Origin of the sequence: Rhodococcus sp. LB1 (assembly GCF_001583455.1) — a bacterium.
Lineage (GTDB): Bacteria > Actinomycetota > Actinomycetes > Mycobacteriales > Mycobacteriaceae > Rhodococcus_F > Rhodococcus_F opacus.
In genome coordinates this window covers 92,871-112,220 of the sequence record NZ_LTCZ01000405.1, presented here as the reverse complement: position 1 = coordinate 112,220, position 19,350 = coordinate 92,871, and the positions used below count along the sequence as shown (strand labels likewise).

Annotated in this window: 13 protein-coding genes and 3 pseudogenes; 7 read left to right on the top strand and 9 right to left on the bottom strand. The window is 62.6% G+C overall.

What is annotated here, in order from left to right; all coding sequences use genetic code 11:
* Window positions 1–312 precede the first annotated feature (312 nt).
* From AZG88_RS40130 to AZG88_RS40120, 3 genes and pseudogenes are all read left to right on the top strand, one after another.
* On the top strand, window positions 313–1,839 hold the full coding sequence (locus AZG88_RS40130) for an MFS transporter (RefSeq protein ID WP_061700870.1): 1,527 nt from the start codon (window positions 313–315) through the stop codon (window positions 1,837–1,839).
* A 229-nt stretch (window positions 1,840–2,068) separates the two neighbouring features.
* Window positions 2,069–2,938, top strand: a complete 870-nt coding sequence (locus AZG88_RS40125; protein WP_063886949.1) for a fumarylacetoacetate hydrolase family protein — start codon at window positions 2,069–2,071, stop codon at window positions 2,936–2,938.
* Window positions 2,939–3,180: 242 nt separating this feature from the next.
* A pseudogene (locus tag AZG88_RS40120) lies at window positions 3,181–4,941 on the top strand (IS1634 family transposase); the annotation flags it as partial.
* 92 nt (window positions 4,942–5,033) lie between these two features.
* Here AZG88_RS40120 and AZG88_RS40115 read toward each other — a convergent pair.
* The 3 genes from AZG88_RS40115 to AZG88_RS40105 all read right to left on the bottom strand — a co-directional run bounded on the left by AZG88_RS40115 (window position 5,034) and on the right by AZG88_RS40105 (window position 9,197).
* Window positions 5,034–5,795: an SDR family NAD(P)-dependent oxidoreductase gene (locus AZG88_RS40115; RefSeq protein WP_231914370.1), complete on the bottom strand. Its 762-nt coding sequence runs from the start codon at window positions 5,793–5,795 to the stop codon at window positions 5,034–5,036.
* 108 nt (window positions 5,796–5,903) lie between these two features.
* On the bottom strand, window positions 5,904–7,637 hold the full coding sequence (locus AZG88_RS40110; protein ID WP_231914367.1) for a thiamine pyrophosphate-binding protein: 1,734 nt from the start codon (window positions 7,635–7,637) through the stop codon (window positions 5,904–5,906).
* 72 nt (window positions 7,638–7,709) lie between these two features.
* The gene (locus AZG88_RS40105) at window positions 7,710–9,197 is read right to left on the bottom strand and encodes an aldehyde dehydrogenase (NADP(+)) (protein ID WP_061700862.1); all 1,488 of its coding nucleotides are present in this window, start codon (window positions 9,195–9,197) and stop codon (window positions 7,710–7,712) included.
* 603 nt (window positions 9,198–9,800) lie between these two features.
* On the opposite strand from AZG88_RS40105, the gene AZG88_RS40100 reads away from it, so the two are divergent.
* Window positions 9,801–10,358 carry a cupin domain-containing protein gene (locus AZG88_RS40100; protein ID WP_061700860.1) on the top strand — a complete coding sequence of 186 codons (558 nt, stop codon included), beginning with the start codon at window positions 9,801–9,803 and terminating at the stop codon, window positions 10,356–10,358.
* A gap of 34 nt (window positions 10,359–10,392) precedes the next feature.
* The gene (locus AZG88_RS40095) at window positions 10,393–11,169 is read left to right on the top strand and encodes an alpha/beta fold hydrolase (RefSeq protein WP_061700858.1); all 777 of its coding nucleotides are present in this window, start codon (window positions 10,393–10,395) and stop codon (window positions 11,167–11,169) included.
* Between the two features lie 211 nt (window positions 11,170–11,380).
* Here the strand turns inward: AZG88_RS40095 and AZG88_RS40090 are convergent, their stop codons facing one another.
* The 5 genes from AZG88_RS40090 to AZG88_RS40070 all read right to left on the bottom strand — a co-directional run bounded on the left by AZG88_RS40090 (window position 11,381) and on the right by AZG88_RS40070 (window position 16,108).
* Window positions 11,381–11,914 (bottom strand): carboxymuconolactone decarboxylase family protein, encoded by a 534-nt coding sequence (locus AZG88_RS40090; RefSeq protein ID WP_061700857.1) that lies wholly within the window; start codon window positions 11,912–11,914, stop codon window positions 11,381–11,383.
* A 96-nt stretch (window positions 11,915–12,010) separates the two neighbouring features.
* Window positions 12,011–12,916 carry a polysaccharide deacetylase family protein gene (locus tag AZG88_RS40085; RefSeq protein ID WP_082833601.1) on the bottom strand — a complete coding sequence of 302 codons (906 nt, stop codon included), beginning with the start codon at window positions 12,914–12,916 and terminating at the stop codon, window positions 12,011–12,013.
* Between the two features lie 326 nt (window positions 12,917–13,242).
* Entirely contained in the window at window positions 13,243–14,673 is a 1,431-nt protein-coding gene (locus AZG88_RS40080; protein WP_061700854.1) for an NAD(P)(+) transhydrogenase (Re/Si-specific) subunit beta, read from the bottom strand.
* Window positions 14,673–14,996, bottom strand: a complete 324-nt coding sequence (locus AZG88_RS40075) for an NAD(P) transhydrogenase subunit alpha (protein WP_061700853.1) — start codon at window positions 14,994–14,996, stop codon at window positions 14,673–14,675. Before AZG88_RS40075 ends, AZG88_RS40080 begins: the two co-directional genes overlap by 1 nt.
* Window positions 14,996–16,108, bottom strand: coding sequence for an NAD(P) transhydrogenase subunit alpha (locus tag AZG88_RS40070; protein ID WP_061700852.1), 1,113 nt, complete (start codon window positions 16,106–16,108; stop codon window positions 14,996–14,998). Before AZG88_RS40070 ends, AZG88_RS40075 begins: the two co-directional genes overlap by 1 nt.
* 999 nt (window positions 16,109–17,107) lie before the next feature.
* Here AZG88_RS40070 and AZG88_RS51085 point away from each other — a divergent pair.
* Window positions 17,108–17,881, top strand: a complete 774-nt coding sequence (locus AZG88_RS51085) for an IclR family transcriptional regulator (protein WP_156517739.1) — start codon at window positions 17,108–17,110, stop codon at window positions 17,879–17,881.
* A gap of 389 nt (window positions 17,882–18,270) precedes the next feature.
* Here the strand turns inward: AZG88_RS51085 and AZG88_RS40060 are convergent.
* Window positions 18,271–18,627 (bottom strand): annotated as a pseudogene (locus tag AZG88_RS40060) (DDE-type integrase/transposase/recombinase); the annotation flags it as partial.
* A gap of 112 nt (window positions 18,628–18,739) precedes the next feature.
* Between AZG88_RS40060 and AZG88_RS55890 the strand changes: the two are divergent.
* Window positions 18,740–19,350 (top strand): annotated as a pseudogene (locus AZG88_RS55890) (IS1634 family transposase); the annotation flags it as partial.

The following is a 19,350-nucleotide window of genomic DNA, read 5'->3' as shown; positions in this document are numbered from 1 at the left end:
CATCTTCATGGACGCAACCATCTGCTTGAATCTCGTGCCGCTGGACTGAATGGTTCCACGCAGTGGGACCAGGAGGTCGGCGCCCTGCGGATTCACGGCCTACTGTGAGCGGTGTCACGAGCAACCTTGCTACGCTGCGATAGCGTCGGCCGTCGACCGCCTTGGATGCAACTCGTGACGTGCCCGCGTTGACCTGACCGGATGGTGGGTGGACGAACACCTAGGTCGAGCACTGAGCGCACCCCTGGATCCTTTTCTCCCGCCTCCTCGTGCCGGCACATCACCGTGCGCCGAGATGACCGAAAGGCCACCATGCAGACTGACGTCGACCTTCGAGAACAGATGCGGGCCACACCGATGGATCGCCGCCGGTGGGCAATTGTGTTTCTCTGCACCATCATCGCCGCCATCGACGGTTACGAGAATTCCGTAATGGCTTTCGTCGCGCCAACGTTGGCGCAAGTCTGGAGTTTGGACACCGCCACAATCGGATACGTACTCAGTGCCGGATTGCTGGGGGCGGCCCTGGGGGCGATCTTCCTGAGTCCGTTGGCCGACAGGATCGGCCGCCGTCCTCACATCATTATCTGCCTCGTGCTCGGTGCCGTCGGTATGGTCCTCACCGGATTGGCGACAGATGTCCCCACTCTCCTGGCTGCGCGCACCTTCGCCGGGCTCTGGGTGGGGGCAATTGTGCCCAGCCTGAGCTGCCTGGTATCCGAATATGCGCCCGACCACCGACGCGGGACCGTCATGGGAATTTACGGAATCGGCCTGCCGGCCGGGGGTCTGATCGGGGGTTTGGCAACTGGGTGGCTGATAGACACGTGGGATTGGCACGGGCCGTTCGTCGCAACCGGGCTGCTCTCGGCCCTCGCTGCTGTGGTGGCATATTTGATGCTTCCGGAGTCGGTCGACTACCTGATCGAGGCGCGCCCGGGGCATGCCCTACGCACCTATCAGAAGATCGGACGAAGGTTCGGTTTGGCTACCGGTGACCGCTTGCCCGAGAGGCGGGGTCGGGCCGCTGAGTTCGGCGCCTTGAGAACAGTGTTCACAGGCACCCTGCTCAGACGCACGGCGTTCTTGTGGTCCGGTTACGTCCTGCTCATCGCAGCCTTCTATTTTGCCAACTCGTGGACGCCGACGATGATCGCGAACGCCACCGGCAACGCGGCAGACGGGAGGTTTGCCGGTGTTCTCATCGGATTGGGCGGCATTTGCGGAACGCTTGCCTTCGCTGCCCTGTCGAGAAAAGTCAGTCCGCGTCTCGTCACCGCGGGGTTGCTGGTAATCGGCTTGCCGGTCTACGTAGCGTTCGCCACGACCTACGCGACGAGCTTCGGATTGGCAGTCGCAGTGCTGGTGGGCTTGACCACCGTTGGAGGGACAGTGGCGTACTACGCGATCACCCCACACGTCTACCCTGCGGCCAACCGCGGCGCAGCGGTGGGAATGATGATGGGCGTCGGTCGAGCGTTCTCGATCGCCGTACCGGTGCTGATGGGGTACTGGTTCGCAGCAGGCGGATCCCCGGGGCGGGCGTTTCAGTTGTACGGAGTAGTGATGCTGGCTTCGGGATGCCTTGTCTACCTGTTGCATCGATCTTTTTGTGGTCGCACTGAAGACCCTGAACTGGTCATCGACGAGGACCTGGCAAGCGCGCGAACTGACCGCACCGTGCAGCATGCGGCGAACGTTGCTGAATTGGGCGACGTTTCACCCGCGATGAAGCCGCACTCCGACGCCCGAACGAAAACTGACTTGCCGATCCCGCCAACTCGTTTGGACCCAACAAATTCCCGTCTCGGCGACGGCGCGGCGCACACTCGATGCTGAACGTGCGTCAGGGAACCTATCAGTGCCGTGCGAGAGGCGGCGGCCGGCGCCATTCGTACGCGGCACGACCAGTTGCGGTCCTCCAGCGCGGCCGTCGTCGAGGACATGCTTCGTTCCACCGGATGGGACCGATCTCTTTCGATCGCACCCACGCGCTGGTTGCGTGTTCTCGACCTCGTTCGTGCACAGCGAGCGGGCGCTATGCGAATCCAGATGGGAAGTGGAATTGGTGAAAGTTGCATTGTTCGAGCAAGACGGCGGCCGGCCCGGGATCGGGATGGTCGACGGAGACAGCATCATCGACTTCACCGATTGGGTGGGACCACCTCAGGGGTGCACGATGGCGGCGTTTCTCGACCGGTGGGGGAAAGGCGATCCGGTCCCGAACGACGGAAAGCGAATCCAGCTGGCGGATGTCATACTGCTTCCACCGTCGCTGGGATCGCGGGCAGTGATCTGCGTCGGGGTCAACTACAGCGACCACGCACAGTTGGTCGCTGAGCGGACCGGGACTGCTGTGTCGACACGTGAGACCATGCCGGCGCTGTTCCTGAAGGTGTGGTCCTCCCTCACCGGCCATCTCCAGCCGATCGTGCGTCCTCGGGTGTCGTCGTGGCTCGACTTCGAAGGCGAACTCGCCGTCATCATCGGCAAGCACTGTCGCGCTGTGTCGCGGGAGAATGCGCTCGGCGTCGTCGCGGGCTATGCGGTCGGTCAAGACGGCAGTGTTCGCGACTGGCAGCGTCAGTCACCCACCCCGACTGCAGGAAAGAACTTTTTCCACAGCGGTAGTCTCGGTCCGTGGATGGTGACCGCTGACGAGGTCCCGGACCCGGCGGACCTTCGTATCACCACGACCCTCAACGGGCACGTCATGCAGGATTCGCCGACGTCGGTACTCATTCACGATGTACCTGCCTTGATCGAGCACATCACGACCTTCATCCCGCTCGCGCCGGGGGACGTGATCTTCACCGGAACACCTGCCGGTTCGTTCGCAGACTGCAGCAACGACCAATGGTTGGAGCCGGGAGATGTTGTCTCCGTGACGATTTCGTCGATCGGCACTGTGACCAACCATGTCATTGAGGAGACATAGCTGAAGAATGCCGCCGAGTTCCCTTCTGGGGACCGGCGGCATCTTCGTCGCGGCCGGTAGCTCGTTCGACCGTCTGGCCGCGGACGAGCGACCTGCACTAATCTAGTCCGAAGTTACGGCGTGCTGACGACGCTCTCAGGGCATGACCTGCGATAACCTGCTGTGCGGGGTACGGAAATGTAGCCAAGAATTACGTGTGTCGATGCCGGGCTAGTGCCGGATACCGGGGTATGGTTTCGGGTATGTCGAGTCGCTCCGGTGCGATGCATGTAGCCAAGGTCTCGAAGAAGTACACCACCCGGTCGGGGCCGCGTGAGTCGGTGTCGTACCTGCTGCGACGCACCTACCGCGACGGGGGGAAGGTCAAACACGAGACGCTGGCCAACCTTTCGGCGCTGCCGGAGGCGGCGATCGAGGCGGTGCGCGCGAGCCTGGCCGGCGCCCCGCTGGTCGCGGCGGGCGCGGGGCTGGAGGTGACCCGGTCATTGCCGCACGGTCACGTCGCGGCAGTGATGGCCCAGGCCCGAGCGCTGGGCTTGCCGGCGCTGCTGGGCCCGGCCGGGCGCTGCCGGGATCTGGCGTTGGCGCTGATCGTGGCCCGGGTGATCCGGCCGGGTTCGAAACTGGCCACCACCCGGTGGTGGACCGATACCAGCCTGGCCGCGGATCTGTCGGTGGCCGGCGCGGGTACCGACGAGGTCTACCATGCCATGGATTGGCTCGCCGGACAGCAGGACGACATCGAAAAGGCGCTGGCGCGACGGCATCTCACCGGGGATGCGAACCCGGACCGGCTGGCGTTGTTCGACCTGTCGAGCTCGTGGATGACCGGCTCGCACTGCCCGCTGGCCGCGCGTGGCTACTCCCGCGACGGCAAGAAGGGACTGCCGCAGATCGAGTACGGGCTGCTCACCGACCCCGACGGTCGCCCGGTCGCAGTGCGGGTCTTCGAGGGCAACACCGCCGACCCCGCCGCCTTCACCGCGATCGTCGACTCCGTGCGCGAGAGCTTCGCGCTGACCGAGATGGTGATGGTCGGCGACCGCGGCATGATCACCTCCGCGCGCATCGCGGCGCTGCGCGAGGCCGGCGGCATCGGGTGGGTCACCGCGCTGCGCGCCCCGCAGATCGCGGCGCTGGCCGCCGACGACGGCCCGCTGCAGCTGTCGTTGTTCGACCAGGTGAATCTGGCCGAGATCACCCACCCCGACTACCCCGGCGAACGGCTGATCGCCTGCCGCAACCCGGCCCTGGCCGACGAGCGGGCCCGCAACCGCGCCGCACTGCTCGCCGCGACCGAGGCCGCACTGGACAAGATCGTCGCCGCGGTGGCCGCCGGGCGGCTGGTCGCCACCGCCGCGATCGCGATGCGCGTCGGCAAGGTCATCGGCCGACACAAGATGGCCAAACACTTGCGCTGCGACATCAGCGACGGCCACTTCACCTTTCGCCGCGATCAGGCCGCGATCGACGCCGAGGCCGCCCTCGACGGCATCTACATCGTCCGCACCACCGTGCCCGCCGAGCAGATGGACGCCGGCACCGTGGTGCGGACCTACAAGTCCCTCGCGGCGGTCGAACGCGACTTCCGCTCGATCAAGAGCATCGATCTGGACCTGCGGCCGGTGCACCACCGCACCGAAACCCGCGTCCGCGCCCACGTGTTGATCTGCATGCTCGCCGCCTACCTGGTCTGGCACCTGCGCAGCGCCTGGGCGCCGCTGACCTTCACCGACGAGGACAGGCCCGAACCGGCCGACCCCGTCGCCCCCGCCACCCGCTCACAAGCCGCAGCCGCCAAGGCATCCAGACACACCGACCAGGACGGTCGACCCGTCCGCTCGTTCCGCTGCCTGCTCGATCACCTGGCAACGCTGACCCGCAACGACATCCGCTACGGCACCGACCCCACCGGACCGACAGTCCCCGTCCTCGCCACCGCCACACCCACCCAACGACAGGCCTTCGACCTCCTCGGCGCCACCATCCCCATCACCCTCGCGCAGCCAGACCGAGCACAACGGGAAACCGACGAACCCCCGCTCAACTGGGTGGTTCAATCGTCACCACAGCCGTAACTTTGGTCTAGTGCAGGTCAGACGCGGTTGGGAAGAAGTTTCAAAAAGGCAGGTTGTCCGGTCGCGGCGGTAAGTCCGCCGTCGACAGGTAGGCAGACCCCCGTGATGTACGACGCATCATCGCTGGCCAGGAACGTGATCGCGGCCGCCATCTCCTGCGGCGTCCCCGGCCGCTTGGTCGGAAGCCTTCGGTCGTACTCGGATGCAATTTCCTCGGTCTGCTGCATCCAGGTCACCCGTGGTGTCTCGGTCAGACCCGGGCATACAACATTGGCGCGCACACCGTGGGGGGCGTGATCGATGGCCAGAGTACGCGTCAAGTTGATCACGCCCGCTTTGGCCGCGTTGTAGGCAGCAAAGCCGTTGTCGCCGAACATCCCCGAGATCGACGAGGTATTAACGATCGCCCCTCCACCGCGTTTGAGCAGCGGGACGGTTTCCTTACAGGTGTAGAACACCGAGTCGAGCGAGACTGCGATCACTTGACGCCATCGTTCGACCGAGAGTTTGTCCACAGCACCCCACGACCCCAGTCCGGCGTTGTTGACCAAGATGTCCAGTCGCCCCCAGTCGTTCGAGATCTGTTGGACGTATTTTTGGACCGCATCGTAGCTGCTAACGTCCAGTCGGCCGAGGACGAGTCGGTCGCGGTGTTCTGTGTCTGCGAAGCTGGCTTCGAGCGCAGCTTCGTCGAGGTCGGAAGCGAGCACGGTTGCTCCCTCGTCGAGGAATCGCTGGACACACGCTAGACCGATTCCTGACGCTGCAGCTGTGACCATGACCAACTTGTCGGTGAAGCGGTGCGCGTGTCCCTGGGATGGGGAGTTCATGGGTATTCCTTATCGTGGTCGAGTCTGGGTGAACAGTGTTGGGGATGGGCTACAGCGTCAGAGCGGGATGTTCTCGTAGTACGGGACCACGATGTGGGGGGTATCCGAGTCGACGTCGCCGAGCATCGCAATCAGACCCGGGCTGACCACTTCGGGGTCCGTCATGATCTCTACGCATGCTGCCGTGCCGGAGTCGAAGGCGCGTTGCAGGGCCGGCCGGAGTTCGGTGAAGTTGGTCACGCGCTCCGCGTGGCAACCGAACGCCCTCGCTATTTCGGCATAGTTTCGTCCGCCGAGTTTCGAGATCACGTTGTATCCCTTTCCGTACATGATCTCCTGGCCGTGCAGCGACATACCCCAGATCTCGTTGTTCAGGACGATCGTGACGATCGGAAATCCGTTGTGCACCATGATGTCCAGTTCCTGGAGGTGGAACCCGAAGCTGCCGTCGCCGGCAACGAGCACGACGCGGCGGTCGGGGGCGGCGACCTGCGCGCCGATCGCAAAGCCGGGACCGACACCGAGCCCGCCGAAGTAGCCCGTTGTGATCACCCGGCCGGGGCCGTCGGTGCGGGCATGCTGAACGGCCCACTGTCCTGCTTCTCCGCCGTCGATCGCGTAGACCGCTTCCGAGCCGGCAACCGCGGCTACTTCTGCCATCGCGTGGAACGGGTGAATTCCTCCGGCTGATTCAGGGTCGGGGAAGACCTCCGCGCGTTTGTTCTTCTGATCGACGGCGAGGTCTCGCCATGTGGTCCAGTCAGGCCACTGGTCTTCCGCAGTCGCGTCGTCGAGGCACTCCAACACGGCGCTGACGTCAGCTGAGATCGCGAGGTCGACGTCTCGGATCCGGCCGATCTCGCCGGGGTCACTGTAGATTTGGACGAGTTGAGCATCCTCGGGGAGAACACCGAATCCGCTGCCACCGAGAAACAGACCCATCCGCGTTCCGGCGAGAATCACGAGATCCGGTCGCGGCGAGCCGCTGCTCGCCAGCAAACCGAGGTTGGCAGCATCGTGCGCATCGCACGGATGAGTGTCCGGCAAGATCCCCAAACCGCGTTTGCTTGCGAAGACCGGGATACCCGCTCGCTCTGCAAATTTCGCGAGGATTGCTTCGCAGTCACTGAAGCGGGCGTCTCCGCCGACGACGATTGCTGGACGTTTCGCGGCCAGCAGCTTGGTGCGCAGGTCGGCGAGTTCCTGTCGCGACGGCGCCGGCCTGGGGTGGACCGACAGACCACTGGGCTGAGTGACGCGGTCGGCCGGAGTGATCATATGGAGGACATCGATGGGCAATTCGACCACGACTGGACCGCGTCGACCTGTTGTTGCTCGCCGAATCGCGGCAGCGAGCAGATCCGGAGTGCGCTCGACGTTCGTGATGGACACCGCCCACTTCGCGCTCGACCTGGCGATCGCGAGTTGGTCGAAACCGCCTTGCAGTTCGTTGGTCTCTTTCTCCCGCAGTGGTGGAGCGCCGATCAAGAACAGCGTCGGGGATGCATCGACGAACGCGTTGAGAATCGCCGGAAGTGCGTTCGCGAAACCCGGGCCGGCCGTGATGGCACACACGCCGATCTGGCCAGTAACTCGGGCGTAGGCCTCTGCCGCGTGACCCGCCGACGCCTCGTGGCGGAAATCCACCAACTCCAACTGATGCTGTGCGCAACCGCGGTAGAACGACTCGAGGTGTCCGCCGTGCAAAGCGAAGATCCTGGTCACCCCGGCGGAATGCAGGGTCTTGGCGACCAGTTCACCACCGTCGACTGAAGTGTCCGAGTTCGGCACTGTTCTTCCTCCTAATGACATCGTGGAAAGTGGGCTTGTACGTCTGTCTGCCGGCGGTGGCACACCGGCGAATTACCTGGATTCGAGTCCCCCGTCGACCATCCGGGGCACGGCTAGCGGATTCGAGTCGCGCAGTGCCGGCGGCAGGAGTCGGTCTAAAAAGCCTTGGAAGGCAACAGGACGCATGAAACGGTCTATGGCAGCAGTACCGACCGACGTGGTGTGGGTCGTGGACGAAGGGTACGGGCCACCGTGTTGCTGTGCATGCGTCACCGCCACACCCGTCGGCCATTCATTCCACAGGATCCGCCCTGCTTTGTCGGTCAGAACGGTCAGAAGGTCTGTGACGTCGTCCACATCGGTTCCCTGGACGGTCGCGGTCAGCTGCCCATCAAGGAGGCGAGCGATCTCCACCATTTCCCGATCGTCGGTGTATTCGACGACAACCGTAGCGGGGCCGAAGCACTCCTCGAAAACTTCGGACCCGCCACCGAAGACGTGTTCTGCGGAAGTTATGAGGATCGTCGGCGCCGGTTCCCCGGCGGAGGGATCGCCCTCTCCTGCAAGCAAGTGCACGGAGTCGAGATCGAGGAGAGTCGCCAGCGATGTCCCGTATCCCTGGGTGATTCGGTCGTTGAGTAGACGAGCACCACCCGGCAACTCGGCGGCTTTAAGGCTTTCGATCAGTCCGCTGCCCGCCGGAGCGAGCACGACTCCTGGTTTGGTGCACAGTTGTCCCGAGCTTCCGGAGAAACTCGCGATCAGTTCGTCTCGGATCGTATCGAGCCTCTCATCGACTGCTGCTTGTGTGACGAATACAGGGTTGATGCTGCCGAGCTCGCCAAAGAACGGAATTGGTTGAGGCCTCGATTGCGCGATATCGAGCAGGAGGCGTCCAGCGCCGATGGAACCAGTGAAGGCACCCGCTTTGACCAAAGGATCCTGTAAGGCGAGCTTGCCCGCTTCGACCCCACTGATCGCGGTGAAGACCCCATCGGGAGCACCCGCGTTCGTCAGTGCCGAAATCACGACTGCTGCTGTGGCTTCCGCGAGCGGCAGGTGCCCAGAATGGGCTTTCAAGATCACAGGACAACCAGCCGCCAACGCAGCTGCGGTGTCTCCGCCTGCAACCGAAAAGGCGAACGGAAAGTTGCTGGCCGCAAAAACCACCACCGGACCGACAGGGACCAGCATTCGACGCAGGTCCGGCCGCGGCACGCCCATAGGCCAGTCTGGGTCGGCGTGATCCACTCGGACCCCGAGAAACCCTCCGTCATCGAGGACCGATGCGAACTGGCGCAGTTGGAACGTCGTGCGTTTCAGCTCACCCCGCAACCGCTGTTCCGGAAGGTTCGTGTCGGCCATGGCCACGGGCACCAACACCTCAGCGGACGCGTCGAGTTCGGCCGCGACCGTCCGGAGGGCGTGGGCGCGTTCGGACAGAGAAGTGGCGGCCCAGGGGCCTGCAGCGGCCGCGCTGTTTTCAACGGTGCGACGGACATCATCGGCCGACGTCGGGCGAGCAAGACCTGTGGTGGGGCCTGGCTTGTTTTCTGACACGATTTGCCTTCCGGGTGGTGGGTCTCGGCGAGCTGCAGACGGGCGGTGCGGGGGAACCGACTGTCTCGACGACCGCGGGCAGTGTCGGCACACGTCGCGTCCTACAGTGTGTGAGGACGGAGCCGGCGTAATGAGCGGTCGCGATCAGTAGACACGGAGTGTGTCGATCGAACCAACAGGTGCTTACCAGTGAGTGGAACAGCGCCGATCCTTCGGCGGTCAATTCTATCGACATCGAGGTACCGAGTGGAAGTGACAAGTGAACAACCGTCTCCGGCTGACAATTCAGAGCGAGCCCACACCGGCTGCGACCGAAATCGAGGTTGGGTGGCGACCTGGGTCGATCCATCCAGCGGAACCGGCTGCTGGTCTTCGGCCGCAGACGCTTGCTATTCATTACTCGCAGGGTTCGCGGTTCTGCGATGTTGAGGCGCCGCGCGGACATCCCGTCTGACCGAGTGTCCGCGCACCGTGCGGCGTCAGCGGACTGTCGATGTGCGCGTCGAGGGCCTGACAGCAGTTCGTCTCGAGTTCCACTGAGATCGACGCGCGCCTGAGCGCCTTGCAATCTCGAGCCGGAACGTCCACTTCGAAAGGTGCAGCATGAAGTACAACTGGGAGTCCGGCCAGGTGTCCTTGGACGACCTCGGCCTGGGCAGGGCTTATGTTCTCGGTGAGGGCCAGGGTGAGCATTCGCGCGCCAATACTGGGTGGCGGACCCTGCTGACGCGGGCGGTCGACACTCACGAAGACCTGTCGGTGATCCTGTCGACCGGTGACGAGAACGAGCCGACCATGCCGCACTTTCACCGGAAGACCACTGAAGCGCTGTATGTGTTATCCGGCATCGTACGAGTGTGGCTCGACGACCAGAACGGCACGCGCATCACCCGAGATATCCATGCAGGGGAGTTCGGAATGCTCCCGCGAAACTGGATTCATGCCTGGGCTTTCGCGGCTCCGAACAGCAAACAAATCGGTGTGATCGCACCGGGAGGCTTCGAGCGCATCGTCGATTACTTGAATCCCGACGGTCCCACATCGATCGAACGACTCCGCGAAAGCGAGGACAGCATCGACGTGCGGTGGACGCCGGAATACCCCCTTTTCGACCTGTGCGCCGAAGCCGAAGACAAAAGAGCCGCTGAAGCGCGACGCTGACAGCGGCCCGACGAAGACAAAGAGGAGCAAACCCGTGGCCTACGGTCTCGCCCACACCACGTCCGAGCGCACCATGGATCAGTGTCCGATTGTGTTCCTCGGTGCTCTCGGGAGCGATCGCAGCATCTGGGCCGACACCGTCGCTGCGTTGCTCGACCACGGTCTGAACACTGTCACGGTCGACCTACGTGGTCACGGCGACTCCGTCGCTCCTACCGGGCCCTACACGATCGCGGAGCTTGCCGACGATGTGCTGCACACCCTCGATGCCTTGGGTGCGCACATGGTCGAGCTGGCAGGGCTTTCCCTCGGCGGGGCAGTCGCACAACATATAGCGGCGACATCGCCCGATCGGGTGGCGTCATTGACCCTTTTGTCGACTTCATCACGGTTCGGCACACGTGAGGCCTGGACCGAGCGTGCAGCGACGGTGCGAACCTCTGGCACCGATGGCTTGATCAGCGGTCTGGCTGGCCGCTGGATCACATACGAACGCGCGCAAAAAGATCCGGCACTGCTGCGGTGTCTGGGCCAGATGGTGCGCCGTACCGATCGGGAAGGATACGCCGCATGCGCCGAGGCCCTCGCCGAATGGGATGGCAGTGACCTGCTCAGCGCGATCGCGTCCCCGACGCTGGTCCTCGGAGGCGTAGACGACCAGTCGACCACCCCCGAAGTCATGGCGGGTCTGGTACGCAAGATCCCCAACGCCCGCCACGTGATCATGGAACCCGGCGCTCACCTGCTTCCGGTCGAACGCCCCGAACTCGTGTCCAGCCTGATCGCGGAACACGTGAAGGCGAACAGGTAACCCTCTGTCTCACTTTGACCGGCGGGGCTGCGGAATCACAGTCCCGCAGGTCAAAGTGACCAGTTTTGCCGCTTCCGGGGGTCCGGACACGAACGATCAGAGTCGGAGCCCTTCTCGGGGTTGTCACCGTGGCCTGAGGACGGCTCGATTCTCGTCTTCGGGATGAAGAGGAGAATCGAGCCAGCGGGGCTCCTGTAGGTCACCGCGCGCGTTATGGGTCTTCGAGATCGAGGTCGAGAATGCGCATCATGAGTACGCCCGCGGAGTACCAGCATGCTGTCATCGTCAGCTGCACCAGTTGCCGTTGTGTCAGATGTTGAGCTGCGGTGGTCCAAGTCTGGTGGGTTACGGTGTCCTGTCCACCGATCTCGCGCCCGAAATCGATGACTGCCACCTCGACACTCTCGAAGAGGTCATATGTTGCGGCGTTGCGTGCGATCGCATCGACCTGCTGCTCGGTGAGTCCCGCCTTGAGCGCGTCGTGCTTGTGATGTTCAGCTACATACTCGCCGCCCTTCGCCGCAGCGATCCCGAGGATGACCAATTCACGGAGACGTGGACCCAGTTCCGTGGCCGATCTCAGAGTCCTGGCGTACGTGAGCAGTCCGTCGAGCTGAGTGGGCGCGTGTGCGAGTGCCAAAAATATGTTCGGGGTCGGGTGTTTACGCTCGACCTCGAGGCGATCGTAGATGTACTGCTCTGCAACATCGGCATCCGGACGATGTCGGTACGGGACGCGGGCCATGTCTCTACTCCTTGTACGTGGTGCGTTCTGACGGATACTGAGTTCACCGGACGACATCGTTGCCGGCGGTCCCTCTGGGCCGGTGGCCGCCGGGCGTTACATCGCGGACTGTGTGTCCCGCTTGATGTCCTGGTAGAAGGCTGGGTTCCAGTACGAGGGCGGATCGAGGGTGGCCGGGCCGGGGAAGTCGGATTTGTGCTCGATCATCCAATCGGCCACCTCGCGTGGGGTGGCAGCCCAGATGCGGTCATCGGCTTCGATTCGACGAACAACCTCGGCGAGCGCCTCTATTCTTTCCGGATCAGTTCGGTCGGGGGAGGGGGACTGATAGAAGGGGTGACACGTTGTCGAGATGTGGCCGCCCACCTCCACCGCCTTCTCGATCTCGAACATCATGCCCTCGACGAAGTCTTCAGGCGACAGTATCTCGTTGTTGGGTTTGTAGTTTCGGTACTTGACGAAAGGCTCACCGTAGAACGCGACATCGGACGCTGCAACGACGGACTCCAGCACTGCCAGTCCAGAGTCGAGCACACCGGTCGAGACTCCCACCGGAGATACATACGTCAGGCCGAGTTCGGGTAGTACATGAGCTGTACTGGAGGCTGCGATCGCTCCGGGAGGACGCAAGCCCTTGATCTCGACCCCATACCGTGCGAAGTCGTCCACGCATCGCTTCATGTGGTCGCGTTCCTGGTCGGGGGACAAGGTGCACCAAATTTCGTGTCGGAGACCGTGACTTCCAATCTCGTGACCGGCCTCGGAGATGGCACGAATCGCATCCGGGTACACGTGAAGATTCCACGACTCCACAAAAAACGCGACGACGTGCCCCGACAGAGCTTCCAAAATCAAAGGCAAGTCCCGCATCACGCTGTGATGAGAACCTACTGGCCGATCAGTTGGCCAGCGTCCGAACTCAATATCCGAAGCCTCACCAAGATTGTCAAAGGCAAAGGTGACAGCAGCTTTCTTGCCGTCCGGACCCCATAGAGTTGTCATAAACTCCTCTTCCAGTTTTAGGTGCGGGTGTCGAAAACCGCTGCTTCATGGCGAGTCGGCGTCGGTAGACCCGATGACCTCACCCACCGAATCTTCGGTCCGTGGCATTGACGAAACCATGCCCACCGTGCCTGCTCCAATGGCTCGGTTCCGATCGGTGGGATTGTCGACTGACCAGTCTCGGGTGTGGAGCTGAGTTTGCGACAGTGCCCTCTGCAGCCTCGACATTGATGCCTGTTAGTGGAGGTAGTTCTTCCTACCCCGGTCAATTGATGGGGACGCCCGGGGCCACGGTCGTGCAGGCGAGTCCCGGGTGCTGCGTCGTTTCACAGCGCTTTGAGTTCCTCAGTGACTTGGGAGACCGACTTCTTGGCATCACCGAAGAGCATCGAGGTGCCCTCGGTGAAGAAGAGCGGGTTCTCGATACCGGCGAAACCGGAGTTCATCGAACGCTTGAGCACGATGACGGACTTCGACTGGTCGACGTTGAGGATCGGCATTCCGTGAATCGGCGAGCTCGGATCGTTGCGCGCCGCCGGGTTGGTGACATCGTTCGCACCGATCACCAGGGTGACATCGGTACGAGAGAACTCGTCGTTGATGTTGTCCATTTCCTTCATCGCGTCGTACGAGACATCCGCTTCTGCGAGAAGAACGTTCATGTGACCGGGCATACGGCCGGCGACCGGGTGAATGGCGTACTTGACCTCGACGCCCTTCGACTCGAGCAGCTTCGCCATGTCCTTGACGGCGTGCTGAGCCTGCGCGACGGCAAGTCCGTATCCGGGTACGACGATGACCTGGTTGGCGTAGGCCATCTGAATCGCAGCGTCGGCGGCCGAGGTCGCCTTTGCCGTGCGCACGACGCCGTCGGAGGATGCAGCTTCGCCGCCGCCACCACCGAAGCCGCCGGCGACGATCGCCGGGATGGAGCGGTTCATGGCCTTGGCCATGAGGTTGGTCAAGATGGTGCCCGAAGCACCGACGATCATGCCGGCGACGATCATCGCCTGGTTGTTGAGCACCAAACCTGCAGCAGCAGCCGACAGACCGGTCAGCGCGTTGAGCAGTGAGATGACGACAGGCATATCCGCGCCGCCGATGGGCAGCACAACCATCAGTCCGAGGATGCCCGAGAGCGCGAGGAGTCCGACGATCCACAGTGAGCTGGTCGGGCCTTCCGGCGAGATCGCCTTGATACCGATGATCACCGAGAACGCGACTGCCGCAATGAGCAGCAGAGCATTGAGCGGCTGCTGGAGCTTACCGATTCCGATCGGACGACCAGGCAAGGTTTCCTGCAGCTTCAGGAACGCGATCACACTGCCCCAGAAGGAGATCGAACCGATCACCGCGGCAAAGAGCGAAGCGATGACGATGTGCACCGTCGGCGACTCGCCGTGCTGGAATGCGGTGAACCCGTCCGAGTCCAGGAATTCCGCGTACGCGATCAACGCGACCGTGCCGCCGCCCACACCGTTGAACAGCGCGACCAACTGCGGCATGGCCGTCATCTTCGTGCGGAGCGCCGGCGGGACACCGAGCACGACACCGATGACAAGACCGGCAGCGATCAGGATCCAGTTCCCCATCTCCGCATCACGAATGGAGATCAGAGTTGCAACAACAGCGATGAGCATGCCGACCGCGGCAATCTGGTTGCCGCGGACTGCAGTCTTCGGGCCGGTAAGACCCATGAGGCCGTAGATGAACATCGAGAACGCGACAATGTAGAGCGCATTGACCAGGTATTCCATTACTGGTCACCATCCTTCGACACAGACTTGGCGGCCGGCTTGGCCTTGAACATCGCCAACATGCGGTCCGTGACCACAAAACCACCGACAACGTTCACGGTTCCGAAGACGAGCGCGACGAACAAGATGATCTGCAACCCGATCGACGGATCGAGCACCTTGCCCAGGACGACCAACGCACCCAGGACGACGATGCCGTGGATGGCGTTCGTACCGGACATCAGCGGGGTGTGCAGGGTGTTCGGAACTTTGGAGATCACAGCGAAACCGACGAACCCGGACAACACCAGGATCGCGATGTTCGCCAGAAGTGATGTGTACATCAGGCGCCCTTCTCTTCACGGGTGACGCACGCACCGGCCAGAACCTCGTCGGAGAAATCGGGCGCCAAGGCACCTTCCACCAACATCAGTTCGATCAGCGCGGAAATGTTCTTCGAGTACAACTCGGACGCATGCTCTGGCATGGACGCCGGCAAATTCAGCGGAGAGCAGATGGTCACGCCGTGCTTGACGACGGTTTGACCCGGCTCGGTCAGCTCGCAGTTACCACTGGTTTCACCCGCGAGGTCGACCACGACACTGCCCGGCTTCATCCCTTCGACCGCGGCAGCGGTGACCAGGCGCGGCGCGGGACGACCCGGAACCAGAGCCGTGGTGATCACGACGTCGAAGCCCTTGATCGCATCTTCGAGTGCCTGCTGCTGCTTCGCGCGCTCGTCGTCGGTCAGCTCGCGGGCGTATCCACCTTCGCCCGCCGCATCGATTCCGAGGTCGAGCCACTGTGCACCCACCGAACGCACCTGGTCGGCAACCTCAGGCCGCACGTCGTACCCGGTAGCGCGGCCACCGAGACGCTTGGCTGTCGCCAGCGCCTGCAGACCTGCCACACCCACTCCGAGCACCAGAACCGTCGCAGGCTTCACCGTGCCGGCGGCGGTGGTGAGCATCGGGAAGAACCGGGTCGACTCCGACGCCGCGAGCAGCACCGACTTGTATCCGGACACGTTCGCCTGCGACGACAACGCGTCCATCACCTGCGCACGGGAGATACGAGGAATCGCCTCCACTGCATATCCCTCGATGCCGGCGGCCTTCAACTCGGCGATGCGGTTGTCGGCATTGCGCGGATTCAAGAAACCGATGAGCTTCGCGCCGGTGCTGATCCGGGCGATCTCTTCTGTCGACGGAGGCGCAACCTTGACCACCACGTCAGCAGTCCACGGATCGCCGATCTTAGCGCCGGCAGCGGTGTACAACTCGTCGGGAATCAACGCCCCCAGACCAGCCCCGGACTCGACGACTACGTCGACACCCTTGCCGATCAAAGCGGACACAATTTTCGGCACCAACGCGACCCGACGCTCACCATAACTCGACTCCCGAACCACACCGATGATCGGGCACGAAATCGTCGTATTCTTCAGAGTTTCCAATGTTTGGCTTCCTGCGATTGATAAACTGGTGGCTAGGTGCAGCGACTCCATCTGGAACGACAAACGAACGCGCTGCCATGGGTCCGGCCAGGCTAGCGACTACTGGCACCGCTCCGCGTGAGATCGTTTCCGCGCAGTGGAACTCTCGCTGCACTCGCATTCACTGAGCCTCAGAAGTACGGCTTGACGAAGCAATCCATCCACGAAGGGGACAGTTCGACATCAGGCCTATGTGTAGGGAAGGTGATGTTGGTCTACTCGGCCAGACCGAGTAGCCGATTCGTTAGGTTGTTGCACGCTTCACAAGCGCGATTGACAGTGGACTAAAAACGCGACCGTCAGCAGGTCGAACATTCGATGCACCGTCAGTTTCCCGTTTTCTCGCGTAAGCGACCTCACTGAGGTAAGTGGGACCGGGAGCCGCACGGCGGACCGGTATGCGATCTCCTTGACGGTCGGTCCCGGGCAGGTCGGCGCATGATCGTCAGTGCTCAGCCTTCACTTGGGCCTCGATCGAGCCCCGGGGTTGACGGGCTCACTACCGAAATCTAATCTTGCGGATGCAATCGTTCTCGCAAGCGATATTGAAAGCGTTTTAAGACAAATTGTTCGTTAGGCGCACTGCCCAGCACCGATCGTAGGAGTCGCATGTGCCAAAACAGTGGACCGCCGAAGATTCGTTCGATGCACTCACCGCTCGCCGATCTCCGTGTGGCCCACTCACCGAGATGGCCGACCACATCAGCTGAACGCTTGAAACTGACACCGACCATGGAGATTGACGACACCCGTCGTGACGGCAAGCTGACGCAATAGCGGACCCCATCCGCGTCAGCGTGGCGCCCGACCCAGCGAACGGCTGCGCCACGTCTCGAGGACGGGCAGCTATTCAGGAAGAGCCGGAGCTACGTAGGCTAGTGGCGGCTCCTACACTATTGGAGATGGGTGTCTGCCAACCGATAAGAACACTCCATCGACGTGAGCAGCACAGGAGTAGACGTGCCAACTGATGACCCCACCCCCGCTGGCCTCGCACCGGAAAGCCGGCGCGATCCGGTCGTCCAGCGAATTCTTGCCGTGCTCGAAGCGTGCGCAGCAGAACGGCGACCGGTCACGATCACCGAGCTCGCCGAGGCAACCGGTCTCGCAAAAACGACGGTACATCGCATGTGTTGGAAGCTGGAAGATCTAGGGATGCTTGAGCATTCGGCGGACGGGTTCTCAATTGGCAAGAAGATGCTTACGCTTGGAAACGCCAACCCGATAATAAACGACCTACGTATCGCGGCGATTCCCTATCTTGTCGAATTGCAAAAATTGGCTGGGGCTTCACAATTGGCGATTCTAAGTGAGGGTCGCGCACTCATCGTCGACGGTCTGTATACGCGCGAATTGCGTGCGAACACGCTCATGGGAGCAGGGCTACCGCTTCACAGCACAGCGGTTGGAAAAGCTATCCTCGCTCGTTTGAGTAGGCAGCGTCGAGAGGAATTTCTTACTACAAGGATGCTGCGCGCCTCCACCCCACATACTATCGTCAATCACGCAATGATTCGGCGCCATCTCGAACGCGTCGTCGAACAAGGCTACGCAGTATCTAACGAGGAATTTCAGCTTGGAGTGGTAGCAGTTGCATCCGCTTTTAGAGTGCGCGAAGACACGTACGCGGCAATCGGGTGCCTCGGTTCCTCAACTGATCGCATCGAACAACGCTCCGCCGCACGCGTTTCCGAAGCAGCAAGGCAATTGCAACTGGTCTTTGATCAGACGTGAATACGGCGGCGAATCTTCGCAACTGATTGTTTTCAGCCCCTGAGCGCGGGCCGTGCGTCCGAGTTGTATCTCTCGACGAGGTGGGTGAACTCGTTGTCGGTGAGCGGAGGTCGCACGCACTGGGGGAAGCCGCGATGAGAGCCGGGAGCTGGCGGCCCGGCCTCTCGCTGCGGTTGGTCACCGGTCGACGATCGGGAGCACGAGAGCCGACTCGGGCGGGCGCCGCCGTGGTGGATGGTGGTGTCGGCGACGACCATATCCTCGAGCGACTCTGAGGAGATGATCCCGCCCGTGTTGGAGTTGCGGGCATCGTCAACTTGAGTGATAGCCGCAGCGGATCAGGCGGTTTGGCTCGTCTCTGCCCAAAAATTGTTGGCTGGGTGCGTTGTTCAGGCAGCGGTGGCGGTCGCGGTGATTTCGCTCCACACCGCGAAGCGGTCGGTCATCTCGCGACGCCAGTCGGATGCCGACAACATGTGCCGCAGCAACTGGAAGTGCCCCGTGATGCCGGAGAACGCGGACAGGAACCGTTGCGCCTGTCCGGGTGAGGCGAACCGCTTCATCCGGCGCTCCCGTTGCCGAGTCGGCTGATGCGAGTTCTCGGCCCGATTGTTAAGATACTTCGACCGGCGATGTTCGACCGAGGCCAGCATCTCGCGGTGCGCCACCTGGTAGCTGGCCAGCTTGTCGGTCACGAGCACCCGCGGCACGTACCGAAGACCCTTGAGCAGCTTACGGAAGAACTCCTGAGTTGGCTCACGTTTCGGCAGTGAACGGGTACTCACGCCTGTGACCTGCTTGTTCGCATTCGGATCGGGCGGATTTCACGCACTAATCGCATCGGTTTAGGCTCGGCGGGTGGCGTTTATCAGGAAGGTGCGCACCAAATCCGGGGCCACGGCCGTGCAGATCGCCCGATACGCAAACGGCCGGCAGGAGATCGTCACACATATCGGCTCCGCCCACACCGACCTCGAACTCGGGATGCTCCTCGAACGCGCCCGGGCATGGCTCGAACCCGACCAGCAGGCTCTCGATCTGGATGTCACACCCCAGATCCCGGTCGAAAAACCCCTGACCACCGGTCAGAAGGCACTGCTTGACCCCGCCGAGAAACCCGCGAGGATCGATGCGCCGGGACGTACCGAATCCACCGGATCGGTGCTGCTGCGCCAGGTGATGACCGACGTGTACGAGCAACTCGGCTTCGGAATCGTCGACGATGAGGTGTTCCGCGATCTGGTGATCGCCCGCATCGTCGAACCCGGTTCGAAACTCGACGCCGGCCGGGTCCTGCAGGACCTCGGCGCCGACCCGCCCAGCTACGCCACGATCAAACGCCACCTGGGGCAGGTCATCACCGGCGAGTACCGGGACAAGATCGCCGAGCAGTGCTTCGCCCACGCTGCCGAAACCGGCGGCCTGAGCCTGTTGCTCTACGATGTGACGACCTTGTTATGCCGACGTCG